This is a genomic window from Streptomyces sp. NPDC088706 (genome assembly GCF_044752765.1).
In the GTDB taxonomy this organism is placed as follows: domain Bacteria; phylum Actinomycetota; class Actinomycetes; order Streptomycetales; family Streptomycetaceae; genus Streptomyces.
Window position 1 is genome coordinate 551,106 of the sequence record NZ_JBIVLW010000001.1, and the last position, 24,169, is coordinate 575,274.

Annotated in this window: 23 protein-coding genes, 1 tRNA gene and 1 pseudogene; 11 read left to right on the plus strand and 14 right to left on the minus strand. The window is 72.5% G+C overall.

The annotated features are described in order from the left end of the window. Positions 1–3 precede the first annotated feature (3 nt). On the plus strand, positions 4–888 hold the full coding sequence (locus ACIQAK_RS02550; protein WP_366388603.1) for an ECF transporter S component: 885 nt from the start codon (positions 4–6) through the stop codon (positions 886–888). Between the two features lie 34 nt (positions 889–922). On the opposite strand, the gene ACIQAK_RS02555 is transcribed toward ACIQAK_RS02550, so the two are convergent. Then, positions 923–2,101: a steroid 3-ketoacyl-CoA thiolase gene (locus tag ACIQAK_RS02555; protein WP_366388142.1), complete on the minus strand. Its 1,179-nt coding sequence runs from the start codon at positions 2,099–2,101 to the stop codon at positions 923–925. Positions 2,102–2,418: 317 nt separating this feature from the next. On the opposite strand from ACIQAK_RS02555, the gene ACIQAK_RS02560 reads away from it, so the two are divergent. Then, complete coding sequence (locus tag ACIQAK_RS02560; protein WP_366388141.1) at positions 2,419–3,672, plus strand: cytochrome P450; 1,254 nt, start codon at positions 2,419–2,421, stop codon at positions 3,670–3,672. Here ACIQAK_RS02560 and ACIQAK_RS02565 read toward each other — a convergent pair. Together ACIQAK_RS02565 and ACIQAK_RS02570 are read right to left on the minus strand one after the other, a co-directional pair. Beyond that, positions 3,645–5,717 (minus strand): bifunctional glycosyltransferase 87/phosphatase PAP2 family protein, encoded by a 2,073-nt coding sequence (locus tag ACIQAK_RS02565; RefSeq protein ID WP_366388140.1) that lies wholly within the window; start codon positions 5,715–5,717, stop codon positions 3,645–3,647. The genes ACIQAK_RS02560 and ACIQAK_RS02565 overlap by 28 nt on opposite strands. A 206-nt stretch (positions 5,718–5,923) precedes the next feature. Next, the gene (locus ACIQAK_RS02570) at positions 5,924–8,056 is read right to left on the minus strand and encodes an MDR family MFS transporter (RefSeq protein WP_366388139.1); all 2,133 of its coding nucleotides are present in this window, start codon (positions 8,054–8,056) and stop codon (positions 5,924–5,926) included. A 460-nt stretch (positions 8,057–8,516) separates the two neighbouring features. Between ACIQAK_RS02570 and ACIQAK_RS02575 the strand changes: the two genes are divergently transcribed. Both ACIQAK_RS02575 and ACIQAK_RS02580 read left to right on the plus strand, forming a co-directional pair. Beyond that, positions 8,517–9,458 (plus strand): peptidoglycan-binding domain-containing protein, encoded by a 942-nt coding sequence (locus tag ACIQAK_RS02575; protein ID WP_366388138.1) that lies wholly within the window; start codon positions 8,517–8,519, stop codon positions 9,456–9,458. 163 nt (positions 9,459–9,621) lie between these two features. Then, positions 9,622–10,284, plus strand: coding sequence for an HAD-IA family hydrolase (locus ACIQAK_RS02580; RefSeq protein WP_366388137.1), 663 nt, complete (start codon positions 9,622–9,624; stop codon positions 10,282–10,284). 24 nt (positions 10,285–10,308) lie between these two features. Here ACIQAK_RS02580 and ACIQAK_RS02585 read toward each other — a convergent pair whose 3' ends face one another. Beyond that, on the minus strand, positions 10,309–11,043 hold the full coding sequence (locus tag ACIQAK_RS02585; RefSeq protein ID WP_366388136.1) for an ABC transporter permease: 735 nt from the start codon (positions 11,041–11,043) through the stop codon (positions 10,309–10,311). Positions 11,044–11,434: 391 nt separating this feature from the next. Between ACIQAK_RS02585 and ACIQAK_RS02590 the strand changes: the two genes are divergently transcribed. The 3 genes from ACIQAK_RS02590 to ACIQAK_RS02600 all read left to right on the plus strand — a co-directional run bounded on the left by ACIQAK_RS02590 (position 11,435) and on the right by ACIQAK_RS02600 (position 14,428). Next, on the plus strand, positions 11,435–12,079 hold the full coding sequence (locus ACIQAK_RS02590) for an HNH endonuclease family protein (protein ID WP_366388135.1): 645 nt from the start codon (positions 11,435–11,437) through the stop codon (positions 12,077–12,079). 100 nt (positions 12,080–12,179) lie between these two features. After that, positions 12,180–13,868 (plus strand): alkaline phosphatase D family protein, encoded by a 1,689-nt coding sequence (locus ACIQAK_RS02595; protein ID WP_366388134.1) that lies wholly within the window; start codon positions 12,180–12,182, stop codon positions 13,866–13,868. 113 nt (positions 13,869–13,981) lie between these two features. Beyond that, positions 13,982–14,428: a DoxX family protein gene (locus ACIQAK_RS02600; RefSeq protein WP_366388133.1), complete on the plus strand. Its 447-nt coding sequence runs from the start codon at positions 13,982–13,984 to the stop codon at positions 14,426–14,428. A 193-nt stretch (positions 14,429–14,621) separates the two neighbouring features. Here the strand turns inward: ACIQAK_RS02600 and ACIQAK_RS02605 are convergent, their stop codons facing one another. Next, a complete protein-coding gene (locus ACIQAK_RS02605) occupies positions 14,622–15,308 on the minus strand; it encodes a superoxide dismutase family protein (protein ID WP_366388132.1) in 687 nt (228 codons plus the stop codon). A gap of 309 nt (positions 15,309–15,617) precedes the next feature. Here ACIQAK_RS02605 and ACIQAK_RS02610 point away from each other — a divergent pair, with 309 nt between their 5' ends. Beyond that, positions 15,618–16,442: a VTT domain-containing protein gene (locus ACIQAK_RS02610; protein ID WP_366388131.1), complete on the plus strand. Its 825-nt coding sequence runs from the start codon at positions 15,618–15,620 to the stop codon at positions 16,440–16,442. Between the two features lie 61 nt (positions 16,443–16,503). Here the strand turns inward: ACIQAK_RS02610 and ACIQAK_RS02615 are convergent, their stop codons facing one another. The 8 genes and pseudogenes from ACIQAK_RS02615 to ACIQAK_RS02650 all read right to left on the minus strand — a co-directional run bounded on the left by ACIQAK_RS02615 (position 16,504) and on the right by ACIQAK_RS02650 (position 20,321). Beyond that, a complete protein-coding gene (locus tag ACIQAK_RS02615) occupies positions 16,504–16,740 on the minus strand; it encodes a DUF2277 domain-containing protein (RefSeq protein ID WP_366388130.1) in 237 nt (78 codons plus the stop codon). 45 nt (positions 16,741–16,785) lie between these two features. Next, entirely contained in the window at positions 16,786–18,159 is a 1,374-nt protein-coding gene (locus ACIQAK_RS02620) for a DUF1254 domain-containing protein (protein ID WP_366388129.1), read from the minus strand. 1 nt (position 18,160) lies between these two features. After that, entirely contained in the window at positions 18,161–18,598 is a 438-nt protein-coding gene (locus ACIQAK_RS02625; protein ID WP_366388128.1) for a hypothetical protein, read from the minus strand. 265 nt (positions 18,599–18,863) lie between these two features. Next, positions 18,864–19,082: a hypothetical protein gene (locus tag ACIQAK_RS02630; protein ID WP_366388127.1), complete on the minus strand. Its 219-nt coding sequence runs from the start codon at positions 19,080–19,082 to the stop codon at positions 18,864–18,866. A gap of 122 nt (positions 19,083–19,204) precedes the next feature. Beyond that, positions 19,205–19,354 (minus strand): annotated as a pseudogene (locus ACIQAK_RS02635) (GNAT family N-acetyltransferase); the annotation flags it as partial. Positions 19,355–19,399: 45 nt separating this feature from the next. Further along, positions 19,400–19,798, minus strand: a complete 399-nt coding sequence (locus ACIQAK_RS02640) for a TraR/DksA family transcriptional regulator (RefSeq protein ID WP_401362458.1) — start codon at positions 19,796–19,798, stop codon at positions 19,400–19,402. Positions 19,799–19,858: 60 nt separating this feature from the next. Then, a complete protein-coding gene (locus ACIQAK_RS02645; RefSeq protein WP_366388125.1) occupies positions 19,859–20,104 on the minus strand; it encodes a hypothetical protein in 246 nt (81 codons plus the stop codon). A 142-nt stretch (positions 20,105–20,246) separates the two neighbouring features. Beyond that, a tRNA-Val gene (locus tag ACIQAK_RS02650) sits at positions 20,247–20,321 on the minus strand. Positions 20,322–20,551: 230 nt separating this feature from the next. Between ACIQAK_RS02650 and ACIQAK_RS02655 the strand changes: the two genes are divergently transcribed. The 3 genes from ACIQAK_RS02655 to ACIQAK_RS02665 all read left to right on the plus strand — a co-directional run bounded on the left by ACIQAK_RS02655 (position 20,552) and on the right by ACIQAK_RS02665 (position 23,153). Then, positions 20,552–21,352: a hypothetical protein gene (locus ACIQAK_RS02655; protein WP_366388124.1), complete on the plus strand. Its 801-nt coding sequence runs from the start codon at positions 20,552–20,554 to the stop codon at positions 21,350–21,352. Between the two features lie 72 nt (positions 21,353–21,424). After that, positions 21,425–22,870, plus strand: a complete 1,446-nt coding sequence (locus tag ACIQAK_RS02660) for a hypothetical protein (protein WP_401362464.1) — start codon at positions 21,425–21,427, stop codon at positions 22,868–22,870. 58 nt (positions 22,871–22,928) lie between these two features. Continuing rightward, a complete protein-coding gene (locus ACIQAK_RS02665; protein ID WP_366388122.1) occupies positions 22,929–23,153 on the plus strand; it encodes a zinc ribbon domain-containing protein in 225 nt (74 codons plus the stop codon). Positions 23,154–23,500: 347 nt separating this feature from the next. Here the strand turns inward: ACIQAK_RS02665 and ACIQAK_RS02670 are convergent, their stop codons facing one another. Further along, positions 23,501–24,160, minus strand: a complete 660-nt coding sequence (locus ACIQAK_RS02670) for a class I SAM-dependent methyltransferase (protein WP_366388121.1) — start codon at positions 24,158–24,160, stop codon at positions 23,501–23,503. Between the last annotated feature and the right edge of the window lie 9 nt (positions 24,161–24,169).

The window sequence follows — 24,169 nt, forward strand, 5'->3', positions numbered from 1 at the left end:
AGGATGCGGGCTCCTCGGCCCGTGCGGCTCGGGCCGAAGTCGGTCGCCGCGCTGGTGCTGGTCAGCGCGGTCGGGGTGGTCGCCTTCGGGTGGCCGCTGCTGGCCGGTGCCGGGTCCGGGCTCGCGCACGCCCAGGACGCGCCGTGGCTGTTCGCCGCGCTGCTGCCGCTGCTGGTCGCGGTGGCGGTGGCGACGATCTCGGAGTCCGGCATGGACGCCAAGGCCGTCGCCATGCTCGGTGTGCTGGCGGCGGTCGGGGCGGCGCTGCGCCCGCTGGGGGCGGGCACGGCGGGCCTGGAGCCGATGTTCTTCCTGATGGTGCTGAGCGGGCGGGTGCTGGGCCCCGGCTTCGGCTTCGTGCTCGGCTCGGTGACGATGTTCGCCTCCGCCCTGCTGACGGGCGGGGTGGGGCCGTGGATGCCGTTCCAGATGCTGTCGATGGCCTGGTTCACGATGGGCGCGGGTCTGCTGCCGGGCCCGGACCGGCTGCGCGGCCGGGCGGAGCCGGCGATGCTCGCCGTCTACGGGGCCGTGGCGGCGTTCGCGTACGGCACGGTGATGAATCTGTACGGCTGGACGCTCATCACCGGCCTGGGCTCGGGCATCTCGTTCGTGGCGGGCGACCCGCTGCACGAGAACCTGGTGCGCTTCCTGGCCTACTGCGCGGCGACCTCGCTCGGCTGGGACCTGGGCCGGGCGGTGCTCACCGTCGTGCTGACCCTCACGGTCGGCCCGACCCTGCTGAAGGCGCTGCGCCGGGCGACCCGGCGGGCCGCGTTCGACGCGCGCGCCGTGTTCGGGGAGCCCGAGGGACCCGAGAAGCCCGAGAAGCTCGAGGGACCCGAGAAGTTCAAGGGACCCGAGAAGCCTGAGAAGCCCGAGGGGTGAACGGCGCCCTGGGCTCCTGAGGACCGGGGGGCCGCTACAGCCGCTGGATGATCGTCCCCGTGGCCAGCGCCCCGCCCGCGCACATCGTGATGAGCGCGAACTCCTTGTCGCGGCGTTCCAGTTCGTGCAGGGCCGTGGTGATCAGGCGGGCGCCCGTCGCACCGACCGGGTGGCCGAGGGCGATCGCACCACCGTTGACGTTGACCTTCTCCAGGCCGTCGAGGTCCGCCTCGAACTCCTGGGCCCAGCTGAGCACGACCGAAGCGAACGCCTCGTTGATCTCGACCAGGTCGATGTCCTTCAGCGACATGCCCGCCTTGCCGAGCACCGCCCGGGTGGCGTCTACGGGCCCGTCCAGGTGGAAGTGCGGGTCGGAGCCGACCAGGGCCTGGGCCACGATCCGGGCCCGGGGCCTGAGCTTGAGGGCGCGGGCCATCCGCTTCGAGGACCACAGGATGGCGGCGGCCCCGTCGGATATCTGGGAGGAGTTGCCGGCGGTGTGGACCGCGCTCGGCATGACCGCCTTCAGCCCGGCGAGCGCCTCCATCGAGGTGTCCCGCAGCCCCTCGTCCCGGTCGACGAGGCGCCACATGCCCTGGCCGGCCGCCTGCTCCTCCTCGGTGGTGGGGACCTGGACGGCGTACGTCTCGCGCTTGAAGCGTTCCTCGGCCCAGGCCTCGGCCGCGCGCTGCTGCGAGCGGAGGCCGAGCGCGTCGACCCTCGCGCGGGTCAGGCCGCGTTTACGGGCGATGCGCTCGGCGGCCTCGAACTGGTTGGGCAGGTCGATGTTCCATTCGTCGGGCCAGGGTTTGCCAGGACCGTGTTTGGAGCCGCTGCCCAGCGGCACCCGCGACATCGCCTCGACGCCGCAGCTGATGCCCACGTCGATGACTCCGGCGGCGACCATGTTGGCGACCATGTGCGACGCCTGCTGCGAGGAACCGCACTGACAGTCCACGGTGGTCGCGGCGGTCTCGTAGGGCAGGCCCACGGCCAGCCAGGCGTTGCGGGCCGGGTTCATGGACTGCTCACCGGCGTGCGTGACGGTGCCGCCGACGATCTGTTCGACGCAGTCGGCCTGGATGCCGGTGCGGCCGAGTAGTTCACGGTAGGTCTCGCCCAGCAGGTAGGCCGGGTGCAGATTGGCGAGCGCGCCTCCACGCTTGCCGATCGGGGTGCGTACGGCTTCGACGATGACGGGTTCCGCGGCCATGAGCTCGTCCTCTCCTCGCGCTTCCGTCGGGGGCGTCCCGGCGCCCACGGAAGGAACTAGTACGCGTTCTAGTTCTGCAAGCAGTCTCGGGAAGCGGCACCGACTGCGCAAGGGGCGCGCACCGACCGCGTACACCCCTTGCGCGCGCCCCTGCTTCGGGGGTGCCGACTGGGCGGGACGGCGGCGGGGAACAGATCCGGCCAGGGCCCTTGCGACTTGTAGAACTCGTTACTACCTTGCGGGCACCTTCTGATGGAGCGTCAGAGAGTCGCGGCTGTCCGACGGTTCGCCGCAAGATCCGGAGTGGAGAGGTACCCATGCGCTGCCCCCATCTGCCCGACGGGTTCGACTTCACCGACCCCGACCTCCTCCAGGCCCGCGTCCCGCACCCGGAGTTCGCCCTGATGCGGCAGACCGCGCCGGTGTGGTGGTGCGCCCAGCCCGCCAACATCTCCGGCTTCGGCGACGCGGGGTACTGGGCCGTCACCCGACACGCGGACGTCAAGGACGTTTCCACGCATCCCGAGTTGTTCTCCTCGAACACCAACACCGCGGTCATCCGCTTCAACGAGACGATCAGCCGCGACCAGATCGAGGTCCAGAAGCTCATCATGCTCAACATGGACCCGCCGGAACACACCCGGGTCCGCCAGATCGTCCAGCGCGGCTTCACCCCGCGCGCGGTGCGCTCGCTGGAGCAGGCGCTGCGGGCGAGGGCCCGCTCCATCGTGGAGACCGCGCACGCGGCGGCCGGCCCGGACGGGTCCTTCGACTTCGTCACCGACATCGCGGTGGAGCTGCCGCTCCAGGCGATCGCCGAACTCATCGGCGTACCGCAGGAGGACCGGTCGAAGATCTTCGACTGGTCCAACAAGATGGCCGCGTACGACGACCCCGAGTACGCGATCACCGAGGATGTCGGCGCCGAGGCGGCGATGGAGATCGTGGCGTACTCGATGAACCTGGCGGCGGCCCGCGAGGAGTGCCCGGCCCAGGACATCGTGAGCCGACTCGTGGCGGCGGAGGGCGAGGGGAACCTGACCTCCGACGAGTTCGGGTTCTTCGTGATCCTGCTCGCGGTGGCCGGCAACGAGACCACCCGTAACGCGATCAGCCACGGCATGCACGCCTTCCTCACCCACCCCGAGCAGTGGGAGCTCTACAAGCGGGAGCGCCCGAGGACGACCGCCGAGGAGATCGTGCGCTGGGCGACCCCGGTGGTCTCCTTCCAGCGGACCGCCACCCAGGACGTGGAGCTGGGCGGTCAGCGGATCAGGAAGGGCGAGCGGGTCGGCCTGTTCTACTCCTCCGCCAACAACGACCCCGAGGTCTTCGACGCCCCGGAGGCCTTCGACATCACCCGCGACCCCAACCCGCACCTCGGCTTCGGGGGCGGCGGCCCGCACTTCTGCCTCGGCAAGTCGCTGGCGGTCATGGAGATCGACCTGATCTTCGACGCGATCGCCGACGTGCTGCCCGGTCTGCGGCTCCTCGAAGACCCGCGGCGGCTGCGCTCGGCCTGGCTGAACGGGATCAAGCAGCTTCAGGTGAGCGCGTTCTCCGATTCCTGACGCCGGGCCTCCCGGGCGGCTCCCTGCTCCGGCAGCCTGAACCCCGCCGGCCGCTCCTCCTGGGTCACCAGCTTCCGCGGGCCCGACAGCAGATACGTCAGCCCGAAGCCCAGCGAGACGACCAGCGCGCCGCCGGCCGCGTCCAGCACCCAGTGGTTGGCGGTCGCCACGATCGCCGCGATGGTGAAGAGCGGGTGGAGCAGGCCGAGCGCCTTCATCCACAGCTTGGGGGCCAGCATCACGATGACCACCCCGCACCACAGCGACCAGCCGAAGTGCAGCGAGGGCATCGCCGCGTACTGGTTGGTGACGGTGGTCAGCGTCCCGTAGTCGGGCTTGGCGAAGTCCTGCACCCCGTGAACGGTGTCGATGAAGCCGAGGCCGGGCATGAGCCGGGGCGGGGCCAGCGGATAGAGCCAGAAGCCGACGAGCGCCAGCAGGGTGGCGAAGCCGATGGCGGAGCGGACCCAGCGGTAGTCGGCGGGACGGCGCGCGTACAGCACACCGAGGATCGTCAGCGGGACGATGAAGTGGAAGGTCAGGTAGTAGTAGTCGAAGAACTCCCGCAGCCAGGTGATCCGCACGACCGTCTGGTTGACCCAGAGCTCGATGTCGATGTGCAGCCACTGCTCGATGGCGTGGATCTGCCGGCCGTGCTCCTCGGCGACGGGGCGGCCCGCGGTGGCGGCGAGGCGGACCTGGGCGTACGCGGAGTAGACGACGCGGATGAGCAGGAGTTCCAGCAGGAGGTTCGGGCGGTGGAGCGCCCGGCGCCAGATCGGCAGGAGCGGCACGCGTCTGAAGCGGGCGGCGACGGGTTTGGCGTAGTCGGTGGGGATCGGGTGCTGCCAGTACGGCGAGGTGCGCAGCAGGAACGGGGCGAGGCAGGCCGCGCCGAGCGCCGCGAGGAGCAGCGCGTTGTCCCGTACGGGGATGACCAGGCCGACGTTCGGGAGCAGCATCTTGCCGGGGAGCGTGAGGACCAGCACCACGACGGCCGGCCAGACCAGTCGGTCGGAGGCGCGCTTGCCGACCCTGCCGACGACGGTGAGGAGCACCCACAGCAGCTGGTGCTGCCAGGCGGTCGGCGAGACGGCCACGACGACGCACCCGGTCACGGCCACGGCGAGGAGCAGCTGCCCGTCCTGGGCGTAGCGGACCGCGCGGCGCACGCCGACGAAGGCGACCGCCGCGGCCAGGACGAGGAACAGGGCGATCTCCGCAGGCCCCTCGAAGCCGAGCCGGAGCAGCGCGCCGTGCAGGGACTGGTTGGCCAGGCTGTCCGGCCGCTCACCGAGCCCGGCGCCCGCCGCGTGGTGCACCCAGTACGTCCATGAGTCCTTGGGCACCGCGGCCCAGGCGGCGGCCGTGCAGAGGGCGAAGGCGGCCACCGTGGTCACCGAGGCCCGTCGCTTCCCGGTCAGCCAGAGCAGTGCGGCGAAGAGCAGGAGTGTCGGCTGCAGGGCGGCCGCGAGGCCGACGAGGCCACCCTGCAGCCGCTGGTCCCGGGCGACGGAACAGGCCAGCAGCACCAGGAGGACCGGCAGGATGCTGGTCTGGCCGAGGTGGAGGGTGTTGCGGACCGGCAGTGACAGCATGAGCAGGGTGATCGCCACGGGGACCGCGAGCAGTGCCGTACGCCTGCCGACCGGTGCGGGCAGGGCGCGGGCGGCGACCACGCCGAGGGCGGCCACCAGGAGCAGGGACCCGAAGGTCCACGCGATGCCGAGTGACGCCTGGGCCGACGCGGTGAGGGGCTTCAGCACCAGCCCGGCGAAGGGCGTCCCGGTGAACCGGCCGGTGTCGTACAGCGAGCCCGTCACGTGCAGGACACCGTTCGCCCCGATCCAGGTCTCCAGATCGGTGAGCCGGTCCCCGGGCGGCTGCCGCAGCACCACCGCCATCTGCCGTACCGCCAGCACGGCCACGACCAGCCAGAGCAGGACCCGGGCCATCCCGGTCCTCGTCTCCGCGTCCGCCACCGCGTCACCGCGCACACTGTGCTCCGCGTTTGTCACGCTGCGCCGCCCCTCCCACCGTTCCATGCCCTGCCCCTTCGACTCGGGGCAGTGCCGGATGAAGCCTCGCATTGCCCTACGAGGTAGACACAATCAACCCCCTCTTTGCCTGACTGTCATCATGCTTTCGTCCGGAAGAATGTCTGTCCGGAAAGACGATCAGGTCAGCAGGGCCGAGGAGCCGTGAGTGGCCGGGGAGCTGGGAGGAGGACTCCGTCAGACCGGCGGGGCCCTCAGGCCCGGCGGTCCCGGTCCCGGCGGTCCCGGTCCGGGTGGTCCCGGTCCGGGTGGTCCCGGTCCGGGTGGTCGATGTCGTGGTGCCGGTCCGCCGCGTGGTCGCGGGGCGGTGCCGGCATGTGCGGGCGTTCCCTGCTCGACCCGCTGACCTCGTGGGTCAGCTCGGCGACGAGCTTGACCAGGTCGGTGGGGCGCTCGGGCCCCCACCAGTCGCCCAGCAGTTCCGCGAGGGAGTCCTCCCGAGCCTGGGAGAGCCGCACCACGGCTTCGGCCCCCGCGTCGGTGAGGATCATCTGGAGTCCCTCGCGGCGGGCCAGTCCGCGCCCCTCCACCTGGCGGGCCGCCTCGGTGATCACGCGTAGCGGTACGGGGGTCACCTCGGCGAGCCGGGCGGGCTCGACGGTGCCGTGCCGCTTGATCCGCAGCAGCAGCCAGCTGGCGGCGGGCAGCAGGTCGTACCCGGCGCGCGCGGTGATCTTCTCGTAGATCTCGCGGCGCCCCTCGCGGGTGGCGAGCACCGACAGGGCGCGGGCGCACTCGTCGTACGAGGAGCGCTCCACCGGGTTCGACGCGAGCGTCTGGCTGGTGTCGGGGGCGGTCACCGAACCGCGGAGCTTGTCCTCCCGGAGGAACCAGGCCAGTACGAAGGCGATGAGGACGACCGGGGCCGCGTACAGGAAGACGTCCGTGATGGAGGTGGAGTAAGCGTCGAGGATCGAGGGGCGCAGGTCGGCGGGGAGCATCTGGATGGCCCGCGGGTCGGCGGCCAGCCGGTCGGCGTCGACGCCCGGCGGCAGGGACCGGCCCGCGAGCGCGCTGTCGAGCTGGCCGGTGAGCCGGTCGGTGAAGACGGTGCCGAAGATGGCCACGCCGAACGAGGCGCCGATCGAGCGGAAGAACGTGGCGCCGGAGGTGGCGACGCCCAGGTCCTGGTAGGAGACCGCGTTCTGCACGACGAGCACGAGGACCTGCATGACGAGACCGAGCCCGGCGCCGAAGACGAAGAAGGACGCGCTCATCGCCCAGGTCGAGCTGGACTCGTCGAGCCGGTGGAGGAGCAGGAGCCCGGCGGCGGTGAGGGCGGTGCCCGCGAGGGGGAAGACCTTCCAGCGGCCGGTGCGGCTGACGATCTGGCCGGAGCCGGTCGAGGTGAGCAGCATGCCGAGGACCATCGGCAGCATGTGCACACCGGACATGGTCGGCGTGATGTCGTGGACCACCTGGAGGAAGGTGGGCAGGTAGGTCATCGCGCCGAACATCGCGAACCCGACGATGAAGCTGATCACGGCGACGAGGCTGAAGGTCCTGATCCGGAAGAGTTTCAGCGGCAGCACCGGTTCCACCGCCCGGCGCTCGGCGGCGACGAACGCGACCAGGAGGACGACGGCGAGCACCGCGAGCGCGATGATCCGCACCGATCCCCAGGCCCAGGTCGTGCCGCCGAGGGAGGCGACGAGGACCAGGCAGGTGGCGACGGAGGCGATGAGGAAGGTGCCGAGGTAGTCGATGGTGTGCTTCTCCCGGTGGACCGGGATGTGCAGCACGGCCGCGATGACGAGCAGCGCGACGACGCCGATCGGCAGGTTGATGTAGAACACCCAGCGCCAGCTGAGGTGTTCGGTGAAGAACCCGCCCAACAGCGGCCCGAGAACGCTCGTCACACCGAAGACCGCACCGAACAGGCCCTGGTACTTGCCGCGTTCACGCGGTGTGACGAGGTCTCCGACGATTGCCATGGACAGCACCATGAGCCCGCCGCCACCGAGTCCCTGGAGGGCGCGGAAGCCGATGAGCTGGGGCATGTTCTGGGCGACTCCGCAGAGGGCGGAGCCGATCAGGAAGATGACGATCGCGGTCTGGAAGAGCTTCTTGCGGCCGTACTGGTCGCCGAGCTTGCCCCACAGGGGTGTCGCCGCCGTCGCCGCCAGCATGTACGCGGTGACCACCCAGGACAGGTGGTCCATGCCGCCGAGCTCGCTGACGATCGTCGGCAGCGCCGTGGAGACGATGGTCTGATCGAGTGCCGCGAGCAGCATGCCGAGGAGCAGCGCGCCGATCGCCACCAGGACGGTCCGGTGGGACTGTCCCTCGCCGGGGGCCGTGGGCTGCGGGCTCAGCTGCTGGGCCATGGGCATCTCCTCGATCCGCTGATCCAGTACACCCCCATCCTGGCCGTTGTGCCCTGTTATGGCCTGCCGAGCCCCGTTACCGGCCGACGGGGCACCGGCGGGCCATCGGGCTTCACCGGAGCGGGCTGCATAATCGCGGGCAGTTCAAGGGGAGGGGACCCACGATGACCGCGGACGCATGCCCGGAGTGCGGCAGACGGATGGCAGGCGCGGCCGGTACGGAGCACCGGGTGCCCTGCCGGTGCGGTACGGATACGGGCGCGACGCGGCTCACGGGGGATGAGCTGCGGGCGGCCCGTTCGGCGGAGATGGCGGCGGCGGAGGACTTCGACCCACTGCGGATCAGGCCGTACGTGACGTTGGGGGACGGCTCGGGGGACGGCGGGCCGGCGCGGGGCAGCGGGGACGGCGGGCCGGCGCGGGGCAGCGGGGACGGCGGGCCGGCGCGGTGCCGCTGCCCGTGGGCGGCACATCGGGAGCCGGAGCGGTCACGGGGTCGGGCGCGGACCTCAGTACGGGATCGAGCCCGGGCTCCCGTACGGGCGCGGACTCCCCTACGGGCGCGGACCCCCGTACGGGCGCGGGTACGGGCGGCGCGGACTCCCGTACGGGATCGGGCCCGGTCTCCCGTACGGGATCGGGCCCGGGCTCCGGCGCGCACCCGGCGGCGGACGAGAGCAGACGGCGTACCGCGACCATGGGCGCGGGTCCCGGCTTCGGCGCGGGACCGGCCTTCGGACTGGGCCCCGGCGCCTCGGACCTCGTGCAGCCGCGCCGCAGGCGCCCCTTCGCGGCCCTGGCCGTGGGGGTGGCCGTGGCGGCGGTGATCGGCACGGCCGCCTTCGCCGGGGGGCTCCTCGGCGGGGACGGGAGCCAGGACGAGGCGCTGCCGGAGGCGACCACGAGTGTCCCGGACGCGGAGGACGAACCGGCGGCCTCCGTCGCCCCGTCCCCCTCCGCCTCGGCCCCTCCGTCCCGTACGGCGTCGGCCTCGCCCACCCCCTCGGCCTCCGCCTCCCCATCCGCGTCCACGTCCGCCTCACCTTCGGAGAGTGCCGAGCCGGGCCCGGCCACCTCCGCCCCGGCGGCACCGGCCCCCGGCACCCCGTCCGCGTCGGCGAGCGGCAGCCCGGCTCCCCCTCCCCCCGCACCGCCCGCGGAGCTGGCACCCTCCTCGCTGCGGCGCGGTGACCAGGGGCCGCAGGTGGCGGAGTTGCAGAACCGGCTCGGGGAGGTGTGGCTCTACCACGGCGACGCGGACGGGAACTTCGACGACCGGGTGGAGAACGCCGTGCGGATCTACCAGTCGTACAAGGCGATCCAGGGCGACCCGGCCGGCGTGTACGGGCCGAACACCCGAAGCGCGCTGGAGGCGGAGACGACCGGGAGGGGGCGCGGCTGAACGGCCGCGCCGGACCTCCGGGCAGGACGGACCTACGGGATTGGCTTTCCGGCCCAGGTCTTTGTATATTCGTGGAACAAAGTAGCTCCGCCCGTCCTCCCTGACCGGCGGGCGGGGCTGCTCTTGTACCGCATCACCATCCCCCGCACCCTGGAGCCAGCCGATGTCGGCCACCGTCCTCACCGCACGCGCCCTCCTGCTGGACATGGACGGCACCCTCGTGAACTCCGACGCGGTCGTCGAGCGCTGCTGGCGCCGGTGGGCCCTCGAGCACGGACTGGACCCCGAGGCCGCCCTCAAGGTGGTCCACGGCCGCCAGGGGTACGCCACGATGGCCGTCCTCCTCCCGGACCGCCCCGTCGAGGAGAACTACGCGGACAACCGCGTGATGCTCGCCGAGGAGACCGCCGATGTCGACGGCGTGGTGCCGATCGGCGGCGCTCCCGCGTTCATGGCGGCGATCGCCGGCCTCCCGCACGCACTGGTGACCTCGGCCGACAGCGCTCTCGCGGCGGCCCGGATGACCGCGGCCGCACTGCCGATGCCCGCCGTCCGCGTCACCGCCGAGCAGGTCGGCGCCAGCAAGCCGGACCCGGAGGGCTTCCTCAAGGGAGCGGCGGAGCTGGGCTTCGACGCGGCGGACTGCATCGTGTTCGAGGACTCCGAGGCGGGCATCGCTGCGGGGCGGGCGGCCGGGATGCGCGTCGTGGGCGTCGGCCCGCGCGCCGCGGCCCTGTCGCCGGACGTCCACGTCGAGGACCTGACGCGGATATGGGTGGAGGCGGTCGAGGACGGCTCGATCCGCCTGCACATCGGCGCGGCCTGAAACCCCGCCCGCCTCAGGGCGGGATCACCCCCGGTGCAGCCGCCCCCGCGCGACCAGCTCCAGCACCGCCGTGACGGCCACCACCTGCACCGCCAGCAACGCGACCAGGACGAAGAGCTGCACGGCACCCGCCTCGACCGGTGAGGCGCCGCCCAGCAGCATGCCCACGAACGCCCCCGGCAACGTCACGAGCCCCACCGTCCGCGTCTGGTCGAGTACCGGCAGCAGGGCGTCCGAGGCGGCGGGCCGCACGATCTCCAGCCGGGCATCCCGGTCGAGCATCCCGAGGGCCACCCCCGCCTCCACCTCCCCGTGCCGGGTGGCGAGTTCGTCCAGCGCGCGCCGCCCGCCGAGTACGGTCGCGGTGAGCGCCCCTCCGATGAGGATGCCCGCCACCGGGATGAGAGCCAGGCCCCGGACCGGCACGAGCCCCGTGAGCAGCAGCAGCCCGACCACCGGGAGCGCCCCCGCGGCGATCGGCACGGCCGCCCACCACCAGGTGCGGTTGCGGGTGATGCGGCGCCCCGCGGTCCAGGAGGCCACGGCGAACATCAGCGCCACGAAGGCGAGCAGCGGGGCCAGGTAGCGGGCCACCCAGCCGATGAGCAGGGAGACGGCGGCGAGTTGGACCGCGGCCCGCACCCCCGCGACCAGGATCTCGCGCGAGCGGCCCAGCCGGGCGCGGGCGGCGACGGCGGCCGCGAAGACCAGCAGGACGGCGAGGACGACCCCCAGGGTTGGGGTCACGGGTAGCAGCACGCGGCAACGATAGAACCGGCCGACACCCCCTCCGGACACCGACAGCCCCCCGGCCCGTCCACCTCCGCACGCCGACGACCCCCCGACCCATCCACCTCCCCACGCCGACGCTCCCCCCGGCCCATCCACCTCCGCACGCCGACGGCTCCCCCCCGGCCCATCCACCTCCGCACGCCGACGGTTCCCCTCCGCGCCCCACCCGGCCCTCGGGCCGACTCCCTTCGCACGCCCGGCGGTTGATTCACTCCCTCACATCCCGTCACACCCCTTGATGTGACGTGCACATGTCGTCACCCTGTTACCTGGTTCCCACCCCACGGAAACCTGGCGCCGCCACGCTGGCCGGGTTCGCCATGCCCCGCCCACGCCCCCCCACTCCAAGGGAGTTCGCATGTTCGGTGTCTACGCGCGTCGCACCGCCGTCGCCGCTGCTACCGCCACCCTCGCCGCCACCTCCGTACTGCTCACCGCCCCCACCGCGCAGGCCGCCCTCCCCACCCCGGTCAGCGCGGCGACCGCCCGGGCCTACCTCGGCCAGCTCGCCGTCGGCGCCGAGGGCTCGTCCAGCGGGTACAGCCGCGACAAGTTCCCGCACTGGACCACCCAGTCCGGCGCCTGCAACACCCGCGAGGTGGTCCTCAAGCGCGACGGGACGAACGTCCAGCAGGACGCCTCCTGCGCCGCGGTCAGCGGCAGTTGGTACTCGCCGTACGACGGCGCCACCTGGAGCGCCGCCTCCGACGTCGACATCGACCACATGGTCCCGCTCGCCGAGGCCTGGCGCTCCGGCGCGAGCAGCTGGACCACCGCCCAGCGCCAGTCCTTCGCCAACGACCTGGCCCGCCCCCAGCTCATCGCGGTCACCGACAACGTGAACCAGGCGAAGGGCGACAAGGACCCGGCCGAGTGGATGCCGTCGCGCACGGCGTACACGTGCACCTACGTCCGCGCCTGGGTCCACGTGAAGCACCAGTACGACCTGAGCGTGGACGCGGCCGAGAAGAGCGCCCTGCAGACGGCCCTGAACGGCTGCTGACAGGCCCGATCGGCCACCGACCCCCGGAACGCGTGCACCCTCCTCGATCGTTCTGTACGTTACGGAGCCGGTCCGCGACGTCCGTGCGAGGAGGCAACACATGGCCGAACTGAGTCTGGGACCACTGCTGCGGTATGTCGACTGGGAGTCCGGGTCCACCGCGACCGTCTGGGTCGAGGCGAGCCGCCCGTGCACCGTGGAGGTGCGGTGCGCGGACGGCGCCTCGGGTTCGTCCCCGACCTTCGTGGTGGCCGGGCACCACTACGCCCTGGTGGTCGTGGAGGGGCTGACGCCCGGCACCACGACCGCGTACGAGGTGCTGCTCGGGGACCTGCGCGTCTGGCCGCCCGAGGGCTCCCGCCTTCCGCCCAGCACCATCACCACGCCCCCGGTGGCGGACGGAGCGTCGGCCGTGACGGACGGGCACGACGTCCGGATCTCGTTCGGCTCGTGCCGCTGGGCCGCGTCCCCCGGCGACGGGCAGGACCCCGTGGGCCCGGACGCGCTGGTCACCCTGGCCGCCCACCTCGCGGGCGACCCGGCCGCCGAACGCCCCGACGTCCTCCTCCTGCTCGGCGACCAGGTGTACGCGGACGAGACGTCCGAGGCGACGCGGCGCCGGCTGGCGGCCCGCCGCGATCTGCGCGAGCCGCCGGGCGCGGAGGTCGCGGACTACGAGGAGTACACCTGCCTGTACGACGAATCGTGGCGCGACCCCGAGGTGCGCTGGCTGCTCTCCACCGTGCCGAGCTGCATGATCTTCGACGATCACGACGTCATCGACGACTGGAACACCAGCGCCGCCTGGCAGAAGGACATCCGCGGCACGCCCTGGTGGCACGAGCGGATCGTCAGCGGGCTGATGTCGTACTGGGTCTACCAGCACCTGGGCAACCTCTCCCCCGCCGAACTGGCCGCCGACCCCCTCTACGCCGCCGTCACGACCTCCCGCGACGGCACCGAGACGCTGCGCCGCTTCGCCGCGGAGACCGACGCGGATCCGGCCCTGACCCGCTGGAGCTACCAGCGCGTTTTCGGACGAGTACACGTGCTGATGGTGGACACCCGCGCGGCCCGCGTCCTGGACGAGGACCGGCGGGCGATGCTGGACGACGGCGAGGCCCGCTGGCTGCTGGAGAGGGCGCTGGAGGACCCCGGCGCGTACGACCACCTTCTGATCGGCAGCTCGCTGCCGTGGCTGCTGCCCCCGCTCGTCCACGACGCCGAGACCTGGAACGCGGCCCTGTGCGCGGGCTCCCGCGGCGGTCGATGGGCCCGCCTCGGGGAGAAACTGCGCCGGGCGGCCGACCTGGAGCACTGGGCCGCGTTCCCCGATTCCTTCGGCCGGTTCACCGAACTGCTCCGCCGGGTGGGAAGCGGGCCGGACGCTCCGGCGACGGTATGCGTGCTGTCCGGGGACGTGCACCACGCCTACATCGCCGAGCCGCACTGGCCCGCCGGCACCCCCGGCGGCGCTCCGGAGGCCCGCGTCCTCCAGCTGACGTGCTCGCCCGTGCACAACTCCGTCCCCCGGTCGATCCGCCTGGGGTTTCGCTTCGGCTGGAGTGGGGTGGGCCGGCGCCTCGGGCGGCTGCTGACCCGGCACGGCCGTACGGAACCCTCCCCGGTGACCTGGAACCGGGCGGGCGGCCCCTGGTTCGGCAACCAGCTGATGACACTGACCCTGCGTGGCCGGAACTCCGCGCTGACATTGGTCCAGGCCAAGTCGACCCCTGAAGGGAACCAGCTGGTGAGCGTCCTTGAGCGTTCACTTACCGAGGAGCAGTAACCGATTTTCAGCCACACGCCGGAATGTTGAACTTGCAAGTACTAGTGAGGTTTCCCTAACCTGAGGCGCTCAGTCGGTTCACGTCCCCACCCAGACCGAAGGAGCCCACCCCCATGTCCCTCCGCTTGAACGGGGCCCAGCCCTATGCGCTCGGCCTCTACCGCTTCGCCATCGGCCTGATCTTCGCCATCCACGGCGCCTCCTCCCTCTTCGGCCTGTTCGGCGGCCGTGAGGCGGAGGCCGGAGCCTGGCCGGGCTGGTACGCCGCCCTGATCCAGCTGGTCTGCGGCACCCTGGTCGCCCTCGGCCTCGGCACCCGGGCCGCCGCCTTCCTCGCCTCCGGCTCGATGGCCTACGCGTACTTCGTGGTCCACCAGCCCGAGGCGCTCACCCCGGTGGGCAACGGGGGCGAGGCGTCGGCCCTGTTCTGCTGGGCGTTCCTGCTGCTGGTCTTCACCGGCCCCGGCGCCGGGGCCCTGGACCGGCTCTTCGGGGCGCGCACCACGCGCGAGCCCGCCGACGGCCCCCGGCGCGAGCAGGCCACGGCCGTCTCGGTCTGACCCACCGGTACGCCGGTGCTCCGGGTTTCCCGGTACGCCGGTGCTCCGGGTTTCCCGTACTCCGGAACTCCGGAACTCCGGAACTCCGGAACTCCGGACGGGACGGTGCCCCGCTCCCCGCGCGGTGTTCGCGCAGGGGCGGGGCACCGTCCCGACTCCTCCCCCCGCTGTCCGGGGGAGGAGTCGGGTCCCCTCAGGACGAGAACGGCACCGTGAAGCAGGCCACGCGCTTCCCCGCGCCGCCCTGCGCGTCGTGAATGATCACCGACCGGGCGCCGCCGTCCCGGAAGCCCCAGTCGTGCCGGGCCTCCGCCTCGCCCTCACCCTTCCGGTCGGTGCGGAAGTCCAGCCACACCTCGTTGACCGGGTCCGCGGTGGCTGAGGTGCGGTGCTGGTAGTGCGGCCCCGCCGACGCTGGGTCGGCGGCGCAGGGCGAGGTGTGCACGTGCATCCCGTACGCGCGGTTCGGGACGAGGCCCCGCAGCCGGGTGCCGACGCGGGTGGTGGTCCGGTCGGCGTACTGCGTGACCTCGATCCGCGCGGCGGCCGGCACGAGTCCGGTGTTGTAGGTCAGGGCATCGGACGGGACGTAGGAGCCGGGCGGGGAGAAGACCCCGTCCACCCGCATCCAGAACCCGCCGCTCCGCGAGGCACCACCGACCAGCCCCGCTTCCCCGGTGCCGCTCGCCTTCCCGGTGCCGTCCGGCTTCCCGGTGCTGCTCGCCTCTCCGGTGCCGCTCGCCTCTCCGGTGCCGCTCGCCTCTCCGGTGCTGTGCGCCGTGTGTCCTCCGTCGTCCGGAGCGGGCGTGCCGTCCGCCGCGCCGTGGGCGATGGAGACGCCGCCGGCGAGCACCACCAGGGCAACCGCCGCGACCAGCACCCGCCTCCGTACCGTCCCCGGCACCCTCGACGTCTGCTCCGCTCCTGACGCCCCTGACGCCCCTGACGCCCCTGCCGCTGCCGCTGTCCGATCCATCTGTGCCGTCATGTGCTGCTGCTCCTCGCTCGTGGGGGTCGCTGTCGCCTCCCTAACGCGCGTACCGTTCATGAGGTGTACGTGAGCGGCCCAACATCACCCGACCCTGAGCGATATGTGCGCAACCCTCACGCGTACGCTGTGCAGCTGAACCTGCCGCCCATGCCGCTCCCCTGCGACGTCGCGGCGTTGACATGATCGGGGAGTAGACGGGTGCTCGAGAGCGTGGTCGCACTGACCAGCAGCCCATGGATCTACGTGGTGGTCGCCGTCTCGGTGCTCCTGGACGTCTTTCTCCCCCTGCTGCCCAGCGGTGTCCTCGTGATCACCGCCGCCACCGCGGCCGCCGCGGGCTCCACCGGGGTCAGCGGTGCCGGTGAGGCGACCGGTCAGGTGCCCTCCCTCGTCGTCCTCATCCTCTGCGCGGCCACCGCCTCGGTGCTGGGCGACCTCGTCGCGTACCGCCTCGCCTGGCGCGGTGGCGACCGCTTGGACCGGGCGATCGCCCGCTCACGGCGTCTCACCACGGCGCAGGAACGTCTCGGCGCGGCGCTGAGCCGGGGCGGCGGGGCGCTCGTCGTCATCGCCCGGTTCGCACCCGCAGGCCGCTCGATGGTCTCCCTCGGGGCGGGCGCCGCCCACCGCAGGGTGCGGGACTTCCTGCCGTGGTCGGCCCTGGCGGGCCTGACCTGGGCCGGCTACAGCGTGGGGCTCGGCTACTTCGGCGGCCGGTGGCTCGGCTCGACCTGGTTCGGGACGGCCGTCTCGGTGCTGGCCCTATTCATCGCGGGCGCATTGGCCGCGTTCGTCGTGAAGCGCCCTGCCGCCGAACGGGGAGCGTCGGCAGAGGCGCGGGACACGTCGGCGGAAACGCGGGGCGCATTGGCGCAGGCGCGCCAGGACTCCCCCGTACCGGCAGACGCATCCGCCTTCCCTGCCAGCGCCTCCCCGGCTGTCCCGGAGCCCTTCTACGGCACCGTGCCCGGCCAGGCGAACGGCCCCGCCCCGGTCACGTCACCGGCGCCGGTCTCCCCCTGAACATCCACGTCCCCGTTCCCGTCCACATCCCCGTCCACGTCCACGTCCTTCGCTGCGGGCCTCAGGCCTCGACGGCGCTCCGGGTGGCACTGCCGCGTATCTCCAGGCCGTCCAGCAGCTTCATCGTGGCCTCGGTGATCTCGTCGACGGCACGGTCGAACACCTCCCGGTTGTGCGCGGCGGGCGCCCGGAAGCCGGACACCTTGCGTACGTACTGAAGGGCTGCGGCCCGCATGTCCTCCTCGGAGGCCTCTTCGGGGAGGGCGGGCGGTCGAAGGGTCTTGATGCTGCGGCACATGACTCCAGTGTGGACCGCACCACTGACAACGGCCCGGCACGGCCTTCACGGCCGGCGCTCACCGCACTCCCGCTCGATGGCGGGGATCTCGTAACTCCCGTCGAGCACCGCGGCCCCCGGCGTGTACAGCCGCAGCATCGGCCGGAAGTCCCCGGCGGGCGCGGGAAGCCAGTTCGCCGCCCGCACCGGGTCGGCGGGCCGGTGATGGGACAGGTACAGGGTCAGCGAGCCGTCGTCCGCGGGCACGAGGCCGGGGGTACGGTCCCCGACCGAGTACCGACCGGCCGGGTTCTCGACCAGGTAGTAGTCCGGGGTGCTGTACATGGTCACCGACCAGAACGACTCCACGGGCGGCGGCTCCGGGAAGCGCAGGACGTAGGAGTGCGCCCCGTTCAGCTGCCGGCCCTCGCTGTCCTGGAAGGTCTGGGCGTACACCGCCTCGTACCCGTGGTTCCCCCAGAGCCCGATCCGGGCCGCCACCGCACGGGAGAGGTAGGAAGCCTCCCGGTCGGCGATCCGCCATTCCGGCGAGTCGACCGTGCCCACGCCGAAATGGTCCAGGTTGTAGTCGAAGAGGTGCGGGTTCGTGTTCCAGCTCCCCGACCTGCCGCCCCCGCCGCCCGTCCCGGCGCGACTGACCCCCTCGACCCGGGCCCGCCCTCGCTCCGACCCCTTCGCCAGCGCGTCGACCAGAGCCGGGGCGGCGTCGGCGTACGGCGAGGGCCCCTCCTCCAACAGCCCCAACGGCTGGAACCGGTCCTGGTACGCCTGGTCGGCCGAGGACGGCGGGAAGTCGGCCATCCACACCCGCAACTCCTCGAAGAAGCGCAGCTCCTCAGGTACACCGGGCTCGGGCGCGGGCAGCCCGGTGCGGTGGGGCCTGCCGTCCAGCGGGGTGAGGGTGAGCAGCTCCTGGAGCGCACGGACGCGCGGCAGATCATCGGAGCCGTCGCAGGCGTAGCGCCCGGCGAAGGTCACCACGGAGGTGGGCGCGTCGACGACCCCGCGTACGCCGTCGGGCACGCTCCCCGACCAGCCGGGCGGCACGATCAGCCACTCGCCCTCGCCGGTGCCGGTGGCGCGGCGGCCGAGGTACGCGAAGTTGTTCGTCCAGGCGTCGACGAACTGGAGGACGTAGTACGCGCCGCCGGAATCGGGGACGTGGAGGCGCAGCGGCCCACCGGACAGGTCGAGCTGGGCGATCGAGTAGACGGTGTCGTTGTTGACGGAGACGAACTCCGTCCGGTGGTCGGCGAGGTGCCCGGAGTGGGCGAACCGGTTGAAGGGTGCCGCAGCCGACGTACCGAACCCTTCGCGTAGCGAGGTCCCGACCATGGCGAGGTCGTAGACCAGCGGATACCCGTAGACGTACGCCTCGGCGGCGAGGTCCACGAGGTCCGTCCCGGTGCTGTCGGCCACGTCAGAGCGCCGGCTCGGAGCGGTCGGTGCACAGGGCCCAGATGATGAAGACGTCGATGGCGATGGTGATGACGGCCCAGATCGGCGTGTACGGGAGCCACATGAAGGTGGCGATCAGGTTCAGGGAGACGAGGGCGATGCCCACGGCGCGGGCCCAGGTCGCGCCCTTGAGGACGCCCCAGCCGACGAAGATCAGGAGCACGCCGAGGACGAGGTGGATCCAGCCCCAGGCGGTGGTGTTGAACTTGAAGACGTAATCGTTGACCGCCGCGTACACGTCGTTGCTGACGATCCCCGCGATGCCCTTGATCACTCCGAGGACACCGTCGACGAGGAGCAGGAAACCGGCGAACAGCGTTCCGCCGCCGGCCCACGGGTTGCCGGCGTCGGAGGCGGCGGGGCGGGCGGGGCCGGGCGTCGGGGCGGTGGGCTGGGACATGGGGACTCCTTTACCGGGACAGGCGCGGGCGCCTGCCGTGCTGACCTGCGCTGATGGTGCGTGCAGATCAGCTCCGACGTTCCCTGCGACCTGTCCGGCCAGCCACCTGGACGCACCCGTTCGGGTGACGCCACACGGAGTGCTGACCGTGACGGTGTGGCAGGTACGTCCACCGGGCGGCGGCTCGACGGACGGCTCTCCGGGTCCGTACGACGACTCCTCGCGAGCTCACGCCCACGCGGCGAGCTCACTCCTACGCGCGGGCTCACTCCCAGGTGTCGAGGTCGCCGCCGCGCCATTCGATCAGTCCTGGCCGGTCCAGCTCGACGGCCTTGTCCGGTCCCGGCGCGAACCCGGCCGCCCGCAACAACGCGGCCACCTCACCCCGCCCGTGCGCCAGCCCCACGATCTGCCCGTGCACGGTGACCCGCCGCCCTCCGGTCGCGGAGGGCGGATAGACGATCACCGGGGGATGTGCGGCCATGTCTCCACGGTGCCCCGGAGGCCGAGGGAGCGCATCCCGGGAGGAGCCACCGGTACCGCGCGGCGCTTCACGCTGCGCCGGGACCTACTCGCCCTTGGGACCGAACCGGAGTCGGAGGTGTTGCTGCGCGCGTTGCCCGCGGCCTGCTGCGACCAGAGCGGTTCGCCCTCGGGCACCAGGTGGCGCGCGGCCGTGGCCAGGGCCCGCCCGAGGCCCCGGTGACGGGCGTCCTCGTCGAGCTCGACGGCCACTTACCAACGGCCGCTACGGCCGACCGGCCGGCACATGCGGGCGGGACGTGGGCCGGCCCGCGATACTCAACGGCGCCGCCCCGTAAACCCGTCGGCACAGCCGACACACGTGGTGGCCGCCGGGCGCACCTCAAGCCGGGCGGCCGGAATGAGTTCACCGCACGACTCGCAGCGCCCGTAGTCACCGGCCTCCAGCCGCTCCACGGCCAGGTCCAGTTGGGCCAGATGCTCACGCGCCTGCGCCAGCAGGGCGGCGACGTGGGCCCGCTCGAAAGCGGTGCTCGACCCCTCGGGGTCGTGTTCGTCATCGACGGCCACCAAGGCGTTCGCCTCGACGATGGCCTCGAAGTCACGGCTCAGGGCGGCCACCCGCTCGCTCGTGTCGGCGTGTTCCGCCACGAGCCATTTCCGTACCGCTTCACGCTCGGGCCGGACGGACGGGTCACCACGGGTGTTCGGGGTCACCCCCTGCACAACGCCGGACCGGGGACGCCCATTCCACCGCCCCTTGCAACCGCGACTCCGCTACGAGCCCTCGCTGAAGCGGACGGACCAGGCGTACCCGCTCAAGGTGTCGTGCGGGACCTTCCGGACCTCTCGGACCTGGCAACCGTCGTGGGCGTACTTCAGCGCGAACCGGTCGAGACGCTGCGCGTCGGTGAGTTCCTCCATGGACAGCGGCGCTCCGACCACGAGGTCCTCGTGGAGGACCTCACCGTTCGTCATGCCGTCCGAGCAGACCGAGCAGTGATGCGTTCTGGGTAGGGCCATACCGCCAGTGTGCGCCTCACCGGGGCACTCCGTTCACCACAGCGGCCGGACGCCGGGAAGGGCGGCTCCCGGAGCGGATCACTCCGCCCCACCGAACGGCGGAGGCACCGGCCGTGACGGTCGGGGCCCTGACACCTCGCACTGGTGGGCGCGGACGGTTTCGAACCGCCGACATCTGCTTTGTAAGAGCAGCGCTCTACCCCTGAGCTACGCACCCGTGGATGAGGCAACAGCGTACATGGGCCGGGCCTCCGGCTCATAAACCGGTTCGAGGACAGGCGGGGCGGCCCGAGCCGCAGGTACGGGCGCGGGCGGGGGGATAACCCCACCCCGGAGACGGTAGCCGCCCGGATGCCGGCATAGCGGTCCCGGTGCATACGGTTGCAGTACGCCGGCAGCGACGACCGGTGGCATCGTCCGACTGTGCTTCCTGGGGGACCGATCACCGTGGACATCCGTACCTGCGCACCGACCCGCAAGCACCGCAGGGCCTCCGGCCGGGTTCTCGCCGTGGCGAGCGGGGGCGTGCTTCTCGCGCTGGGGCTCACCGGGTGCGCGAGTGCCGATGTCGATGACGCGGCCGTGGAGCGCAAGGCGTTCGCGCTGGAAGGGCGGACATTGACCATCGACGCCGAGGGCTCGACCGTGACCCTCGTACCGGCCGATGTGGAGGAGGTCGAGGTGGAGCGGCAGGTCGACGGGTGGGTCGTGCTGGGCAGCGGGCCCGATCCCGTCTGGTCGATGAAGAACGACACCCTGACGCTCCGGGTGGAGTGCGACGCCATGATCAACAACTGCGCCGCGCGCCACGAGGTGAAGGTGCCCCGCGGCGTGACCGTGACGGCCGCCGCGGACAACGGTCGGGTCACCGCGGTCGGGTTCGACACCCCGTTGCGGCTCTCCGCCGACAACGGTGACATCGTCGTACGGGATTCCGGCGGGCCGCTCGACCTCAGGAGCGACAACGGGTCCGTGCTCGCCGAGCGGATAGGCACCAAGTCCGTGGTCGCCCGTGCGGACAACGGGGAGATCCGGCTGGGGTTCAGCGGCGTGCCCGATCTGGTGGACAGCGTGAGCGACAACGGGCGCGTCGTCATCGAGCTGCCGCGGGGCGGAGAGGAATACGCCGTGCACGCGAGCGCGAGCCACGGCCAGGTCAGCATCGGGGTGCCGCGGAGCGACAGCAGCTCTCATGTGGTGAAGGCCCGCAGCGACAACGGGGAAGTGGAGGTTCGATCCGCGAACTGACGGGCCCGTGTGTTCGTCCTTACCTGGTGGGAGAATGTACCGGGCAGGGGCGGAACAGCACGGGAGAGGGATGTGACGGCGACACACGCGCGGCCAGAGGCAGGAGCGGGTGGGAGTTCCGCCGTCGGGAGCGTTTCCGGTGCCCGGGGCGGCGGTGCGCGGGGGGCGGGTGTGTCCCAGGGGCTCGGTGGCGGTCAGGGGCTCCGGGATGTTCTGGTCCTCGTGCTGCTGCCCGTGCCCCTGCTCGTCGCCGCGCTGCCCGTAGCGTTCGCCGGGGGCGGTACACGGCGGTGGTTCGGCGGGCGCGGGGAAAGCCAGCGTGCCGAGGCCCAGGCGGCCAGGGACGCGGCCGCCGAGGCCTTCTACGAGCTGGACACCGCGCAGCGCGATCTCAAGATCTCCATCGAGACGATCAACGCCGTGGACAACTCCTCGCGGGGCCGCAAGGCGGCGGAGGACTTCGCCGCGCTGGGGCGGCGGATCGACGACGTCAGTCACGCCTACATCACCGCCGTCGACGCCCACGACCTGGACCGGGACGATCTGGAGCCCTCCGTCGCCTCCCGCGCCCGCACCGAGCTGACCCGGGCCAAGGACGATCTCGTACGGGTCAAGGGTGAGCTGGACCGGTTCGGGCAGGGGCTCGGGTCGCTGCTGGGCAGTGCGGAGACCCAGCTCGCCCGGCTCGCCCCCGCCGTGGAGCGGGCCCGGCAGGCGCTGCTCGGGGCGAGCAACGCGCTCGATGCGGTGCGGGCGTCGGGGCTGCGCGCCGATGAGCTGGCGGCCCGGCTAGCCGCTCTCGCCCCGGAGCTGACCAAGCTGAACCAGGGCGCGGGCAGGCACGGTGTGGCCGAGACGCTCCAGCGGGCCGATGTGGTCCTGCGCGATGCGGAGGCCCTGCGGGCCGAGGCGGAGCGACTGCCGGAGCGGGCCGCCGAGATCGACCGGCGTCTGGTGTCCCTGCGGACCCGCGCCCAGGCACTGACGACGCGGGCGGGCTCGGTGGAGCCGGTCCTCAGCGAGCTGCGGCGGCGCTTCTCGGCCGCCTGCTGGCAGGACCTCCAGCCGGTGCCGGAGCAGGCCGCCGTCAACGTGACGCAGGCCGAGGAGAAGCTGGCCGAGGCGGCGAAGGCCCGGGCTGAGCAGCGCTGGGCGGACGCCACGTCCCGGCTGTCCACGGTCCGCGCCCTGCTCAACGCGGTCGACGAGGCGGTCTCCGCGGCCGGGGACCGGCTGCAACGGCTGGACGCGGTGGCGAAGGACCCGCAGCAGGAGATCGAGCGGACCCGATTCGCCGTACGGGACGCGCAGCGCCTCGCCATGGCCGGCCGGCACACGCCCGACCCGCGGCACGCCCGGCCGCTGGACGACTCCGTGGCGCGGCTGGAACGGGCCATCGCCGGTCTGGAGGGCCGTCACCCCGACTACTGGCACTTCCTGACCGAGACCGAGGCCGTGCGGCAGACCGCCGCCCGGGTCGTCTCCGACATCCGCGAACAGCGCGGCGGCGGGGCCTGAGTCCGCGCTCTCCCGGGAGGCCGTAGCCGTCGGGCCCCGATGGCTCTAGCCTGAGGCCATGCCTCGCTACGAATTCCGCTGCCGCACCTGCGGCGACACGTTCGAACTCAGCCGTCCCATGGCCCAGTCCTCGGACCCGGCCTCCTGCCCCGCGGGCCACGACGACACCGTCAAGCTGCTCTCCGCCGTGGCCGTGGGCGGCGCCGCCGCGTCCGCACCCGCACCGTCCGGCGGCGGCGGCGGTGGGGGCGGCGGCTGCTGCGGCGGCGGTTGCTGCGGCTGAGCCCGGCCCGCCCGGCGGCTGAGCCCCGCTCGCCCGGCCGCTGATCCCGGCCCGCCCGGCCGCTGAACCCGGCCCGCACGGCAGGCTGAGCCCAGCTCGCCCGGCCGCTGAACCCGGCCCGCCCTGCCGCTGAACCCGGCCCGCTTTGCCGCCGAGCCCGGTCCGCGCGGCGGCTGACCCCAGCTCGCCCGCCGGCTGAGCCCGGTCCGCGCGGCGGCTGACCCCAGCTCGCCCGCCGGCTGAGCCCGGCCCGCCCAGCCGCCGAGCCCGGCCCGCCCAGCCGCTGAGCCCGGCTCGCGCGGCGGCTGCGAGCGGCGGGAACCGGCAGGGTGGGGGAAGGCCTGGCGCTACCTCTTGCGTGAGAGCGTCAGGCCGTCCGCCACCGCCAGCAGCACGCTGTCCATACGGGCGTCGGCGCTCACATGGTCGTTGAACTCCTTGATCGCCGCCGCCGATCCGGTCGCCTCCGGGTCCGTGACTCCGCCGTGGAAGAGCACGTTGTCCACGGCGATGACACCGCCCTGCCGCATCCGGGGCACCAGCTCCTCCCAGTACGCGATGTAGCCGCCCTTGTCGGCGTCCAGGTAGGCGAAGTCGATGTGCGGCTCGGCGGGCATCGCGCGCAGGGTGTCCAGGGCCGGGGCGATGCGCAGGTCGATCCGGTCCGCGACGCCCGCCTTCTCCCAGGCCTCACGGCCGTACGCCGTCCACTCCTCCGAGATGTCGCAGGCGATCAGCGTGCCGTCGGCGGGCAGTGCCTGGGCCATCGCCAGCGCGCTGAACCCGGTGAACGTGCCGACTTCCACCACGTGCCGCGCGCCCACCAGCCGGACGAGGAAGGCGAGCAGCGGGGCCTGCTCCTCGGCCGACACCATGCCGGCGTGGTTCGGGAACCGGGCGTACGTGGTCTCCACCAACTCCCGCTGGACCGGGTCCAGCGGTGGGTTGTGGGCCAGCATGTACGTGTACAGCTCGTGCGTGATCGTGGTCTCGTTGCCCTTGGTCATGCCCCCAGC

Coding starts and splice junctions, on each gene's coding strand:
- ACIQAK_RS02550 (WP_366388603.1), top strand. CDS start 4: ATGCGGGCTCCTCGGCCCGTGCGGCTCGGGCCGAAGTCGGTCGCCGCG.
- ACIQAK_RS02555 (WP_366388142.1), bottom strand. CDS start 2,101: ATGGCCGCGGAACCCGTCATCGTCGAAGCCGTACGCACCCCGATCGGC.
- ACIQAK_RS02560 (WP_366388141.1), top strand. CDS start 2,419: ATGCGCTGCCCCCATCTGCCCGACGGGTTCGACTTCACCGACCCCGAC.
- ACIQAK_RS02565 (WP_366388140.1), bottom strand. CDS start 5,717: ATGGAACGGTGGGAGGGGCGGCGCAGCGTGACAAACGCGGAGCACAGT.
- ACIQAK_RS02570 (WP_366388139.1), bottom strand. CDS start 8,056: ATGGCCCAGCAGCTGAGCCCGCAGCCCACGGCCCCCGGCGAGGGACAG.
- ACIQAK_RS02580 (WP_366388137.1), top strand. CDS start 9,622: ATGTCGGCCACCGTCCTCACCGCACGCGCCCTCCTGCTGGACATGGAC.
- ACIQAK_RS02590 (WP_366388135.1), top strand. CDS start 11,435: ATGTTCGGTGTCTACGCGCGTCGCACCGCCGTCGCCGCTGCTACCGCC.
- ACIQAK_RS02595 (WP_366388134.1), top strand. CDS start 12,180: ATGGCCGAACTGAGTCTGGGACCACTGCTGCGGTATGTCGACTGGGAG.
- ACIQAK_RS02600 (WP_366388133.1), top strand. CDS start 13,982: ATGTCCCTCCGCTTGAACGGGGCCCAGCCCTATGCGCTCGGCCTCTAC.
- ACIQAK_RS02615 (WP_366388130.1), bottom strand. CDS start 16,740: ATGTGCCGCAGCATCAAGACCCTTCGACCGCCCGCCCTCCCCGAAGAG.
- ACIQAK_RS02625 (WP_366388128.1), bottom strand. CDS start 18,598: ATGTCCCAGCCCACCGCCCCGACGCCCGGCCCCGCCCGCCCCGCCGCC.
- ACIQAK_RS02630 (WP_366388127.1), bottom strand. CDS start 19,082: ATGGCCGCACATCCCCCGGTGATCGTCTATCCGCCCTCCGCGACCGGA.
- ACIQAK_RS02645 (WP_366388125.1), bottom strand. CDS start 20,104: ATGGCCCTACCCAGAACGCATCACTGCTCGGTCTGCTCGGACGGCATG.
- ACIQAK_RS02665 (WP_366388122.1), top strand. CDS start 22,929: ATGCCTCGCTACGAATTCCGCTGCCGCACCTGCGGCGACACGTTCGAA.
- ACIQAK_RS02670 (WP_366388121.1), bottom strand. CDS start 24,160: ATGACCAAGGGCAACGAGACCACGATCACGCACGAGCTGTACACGTAC.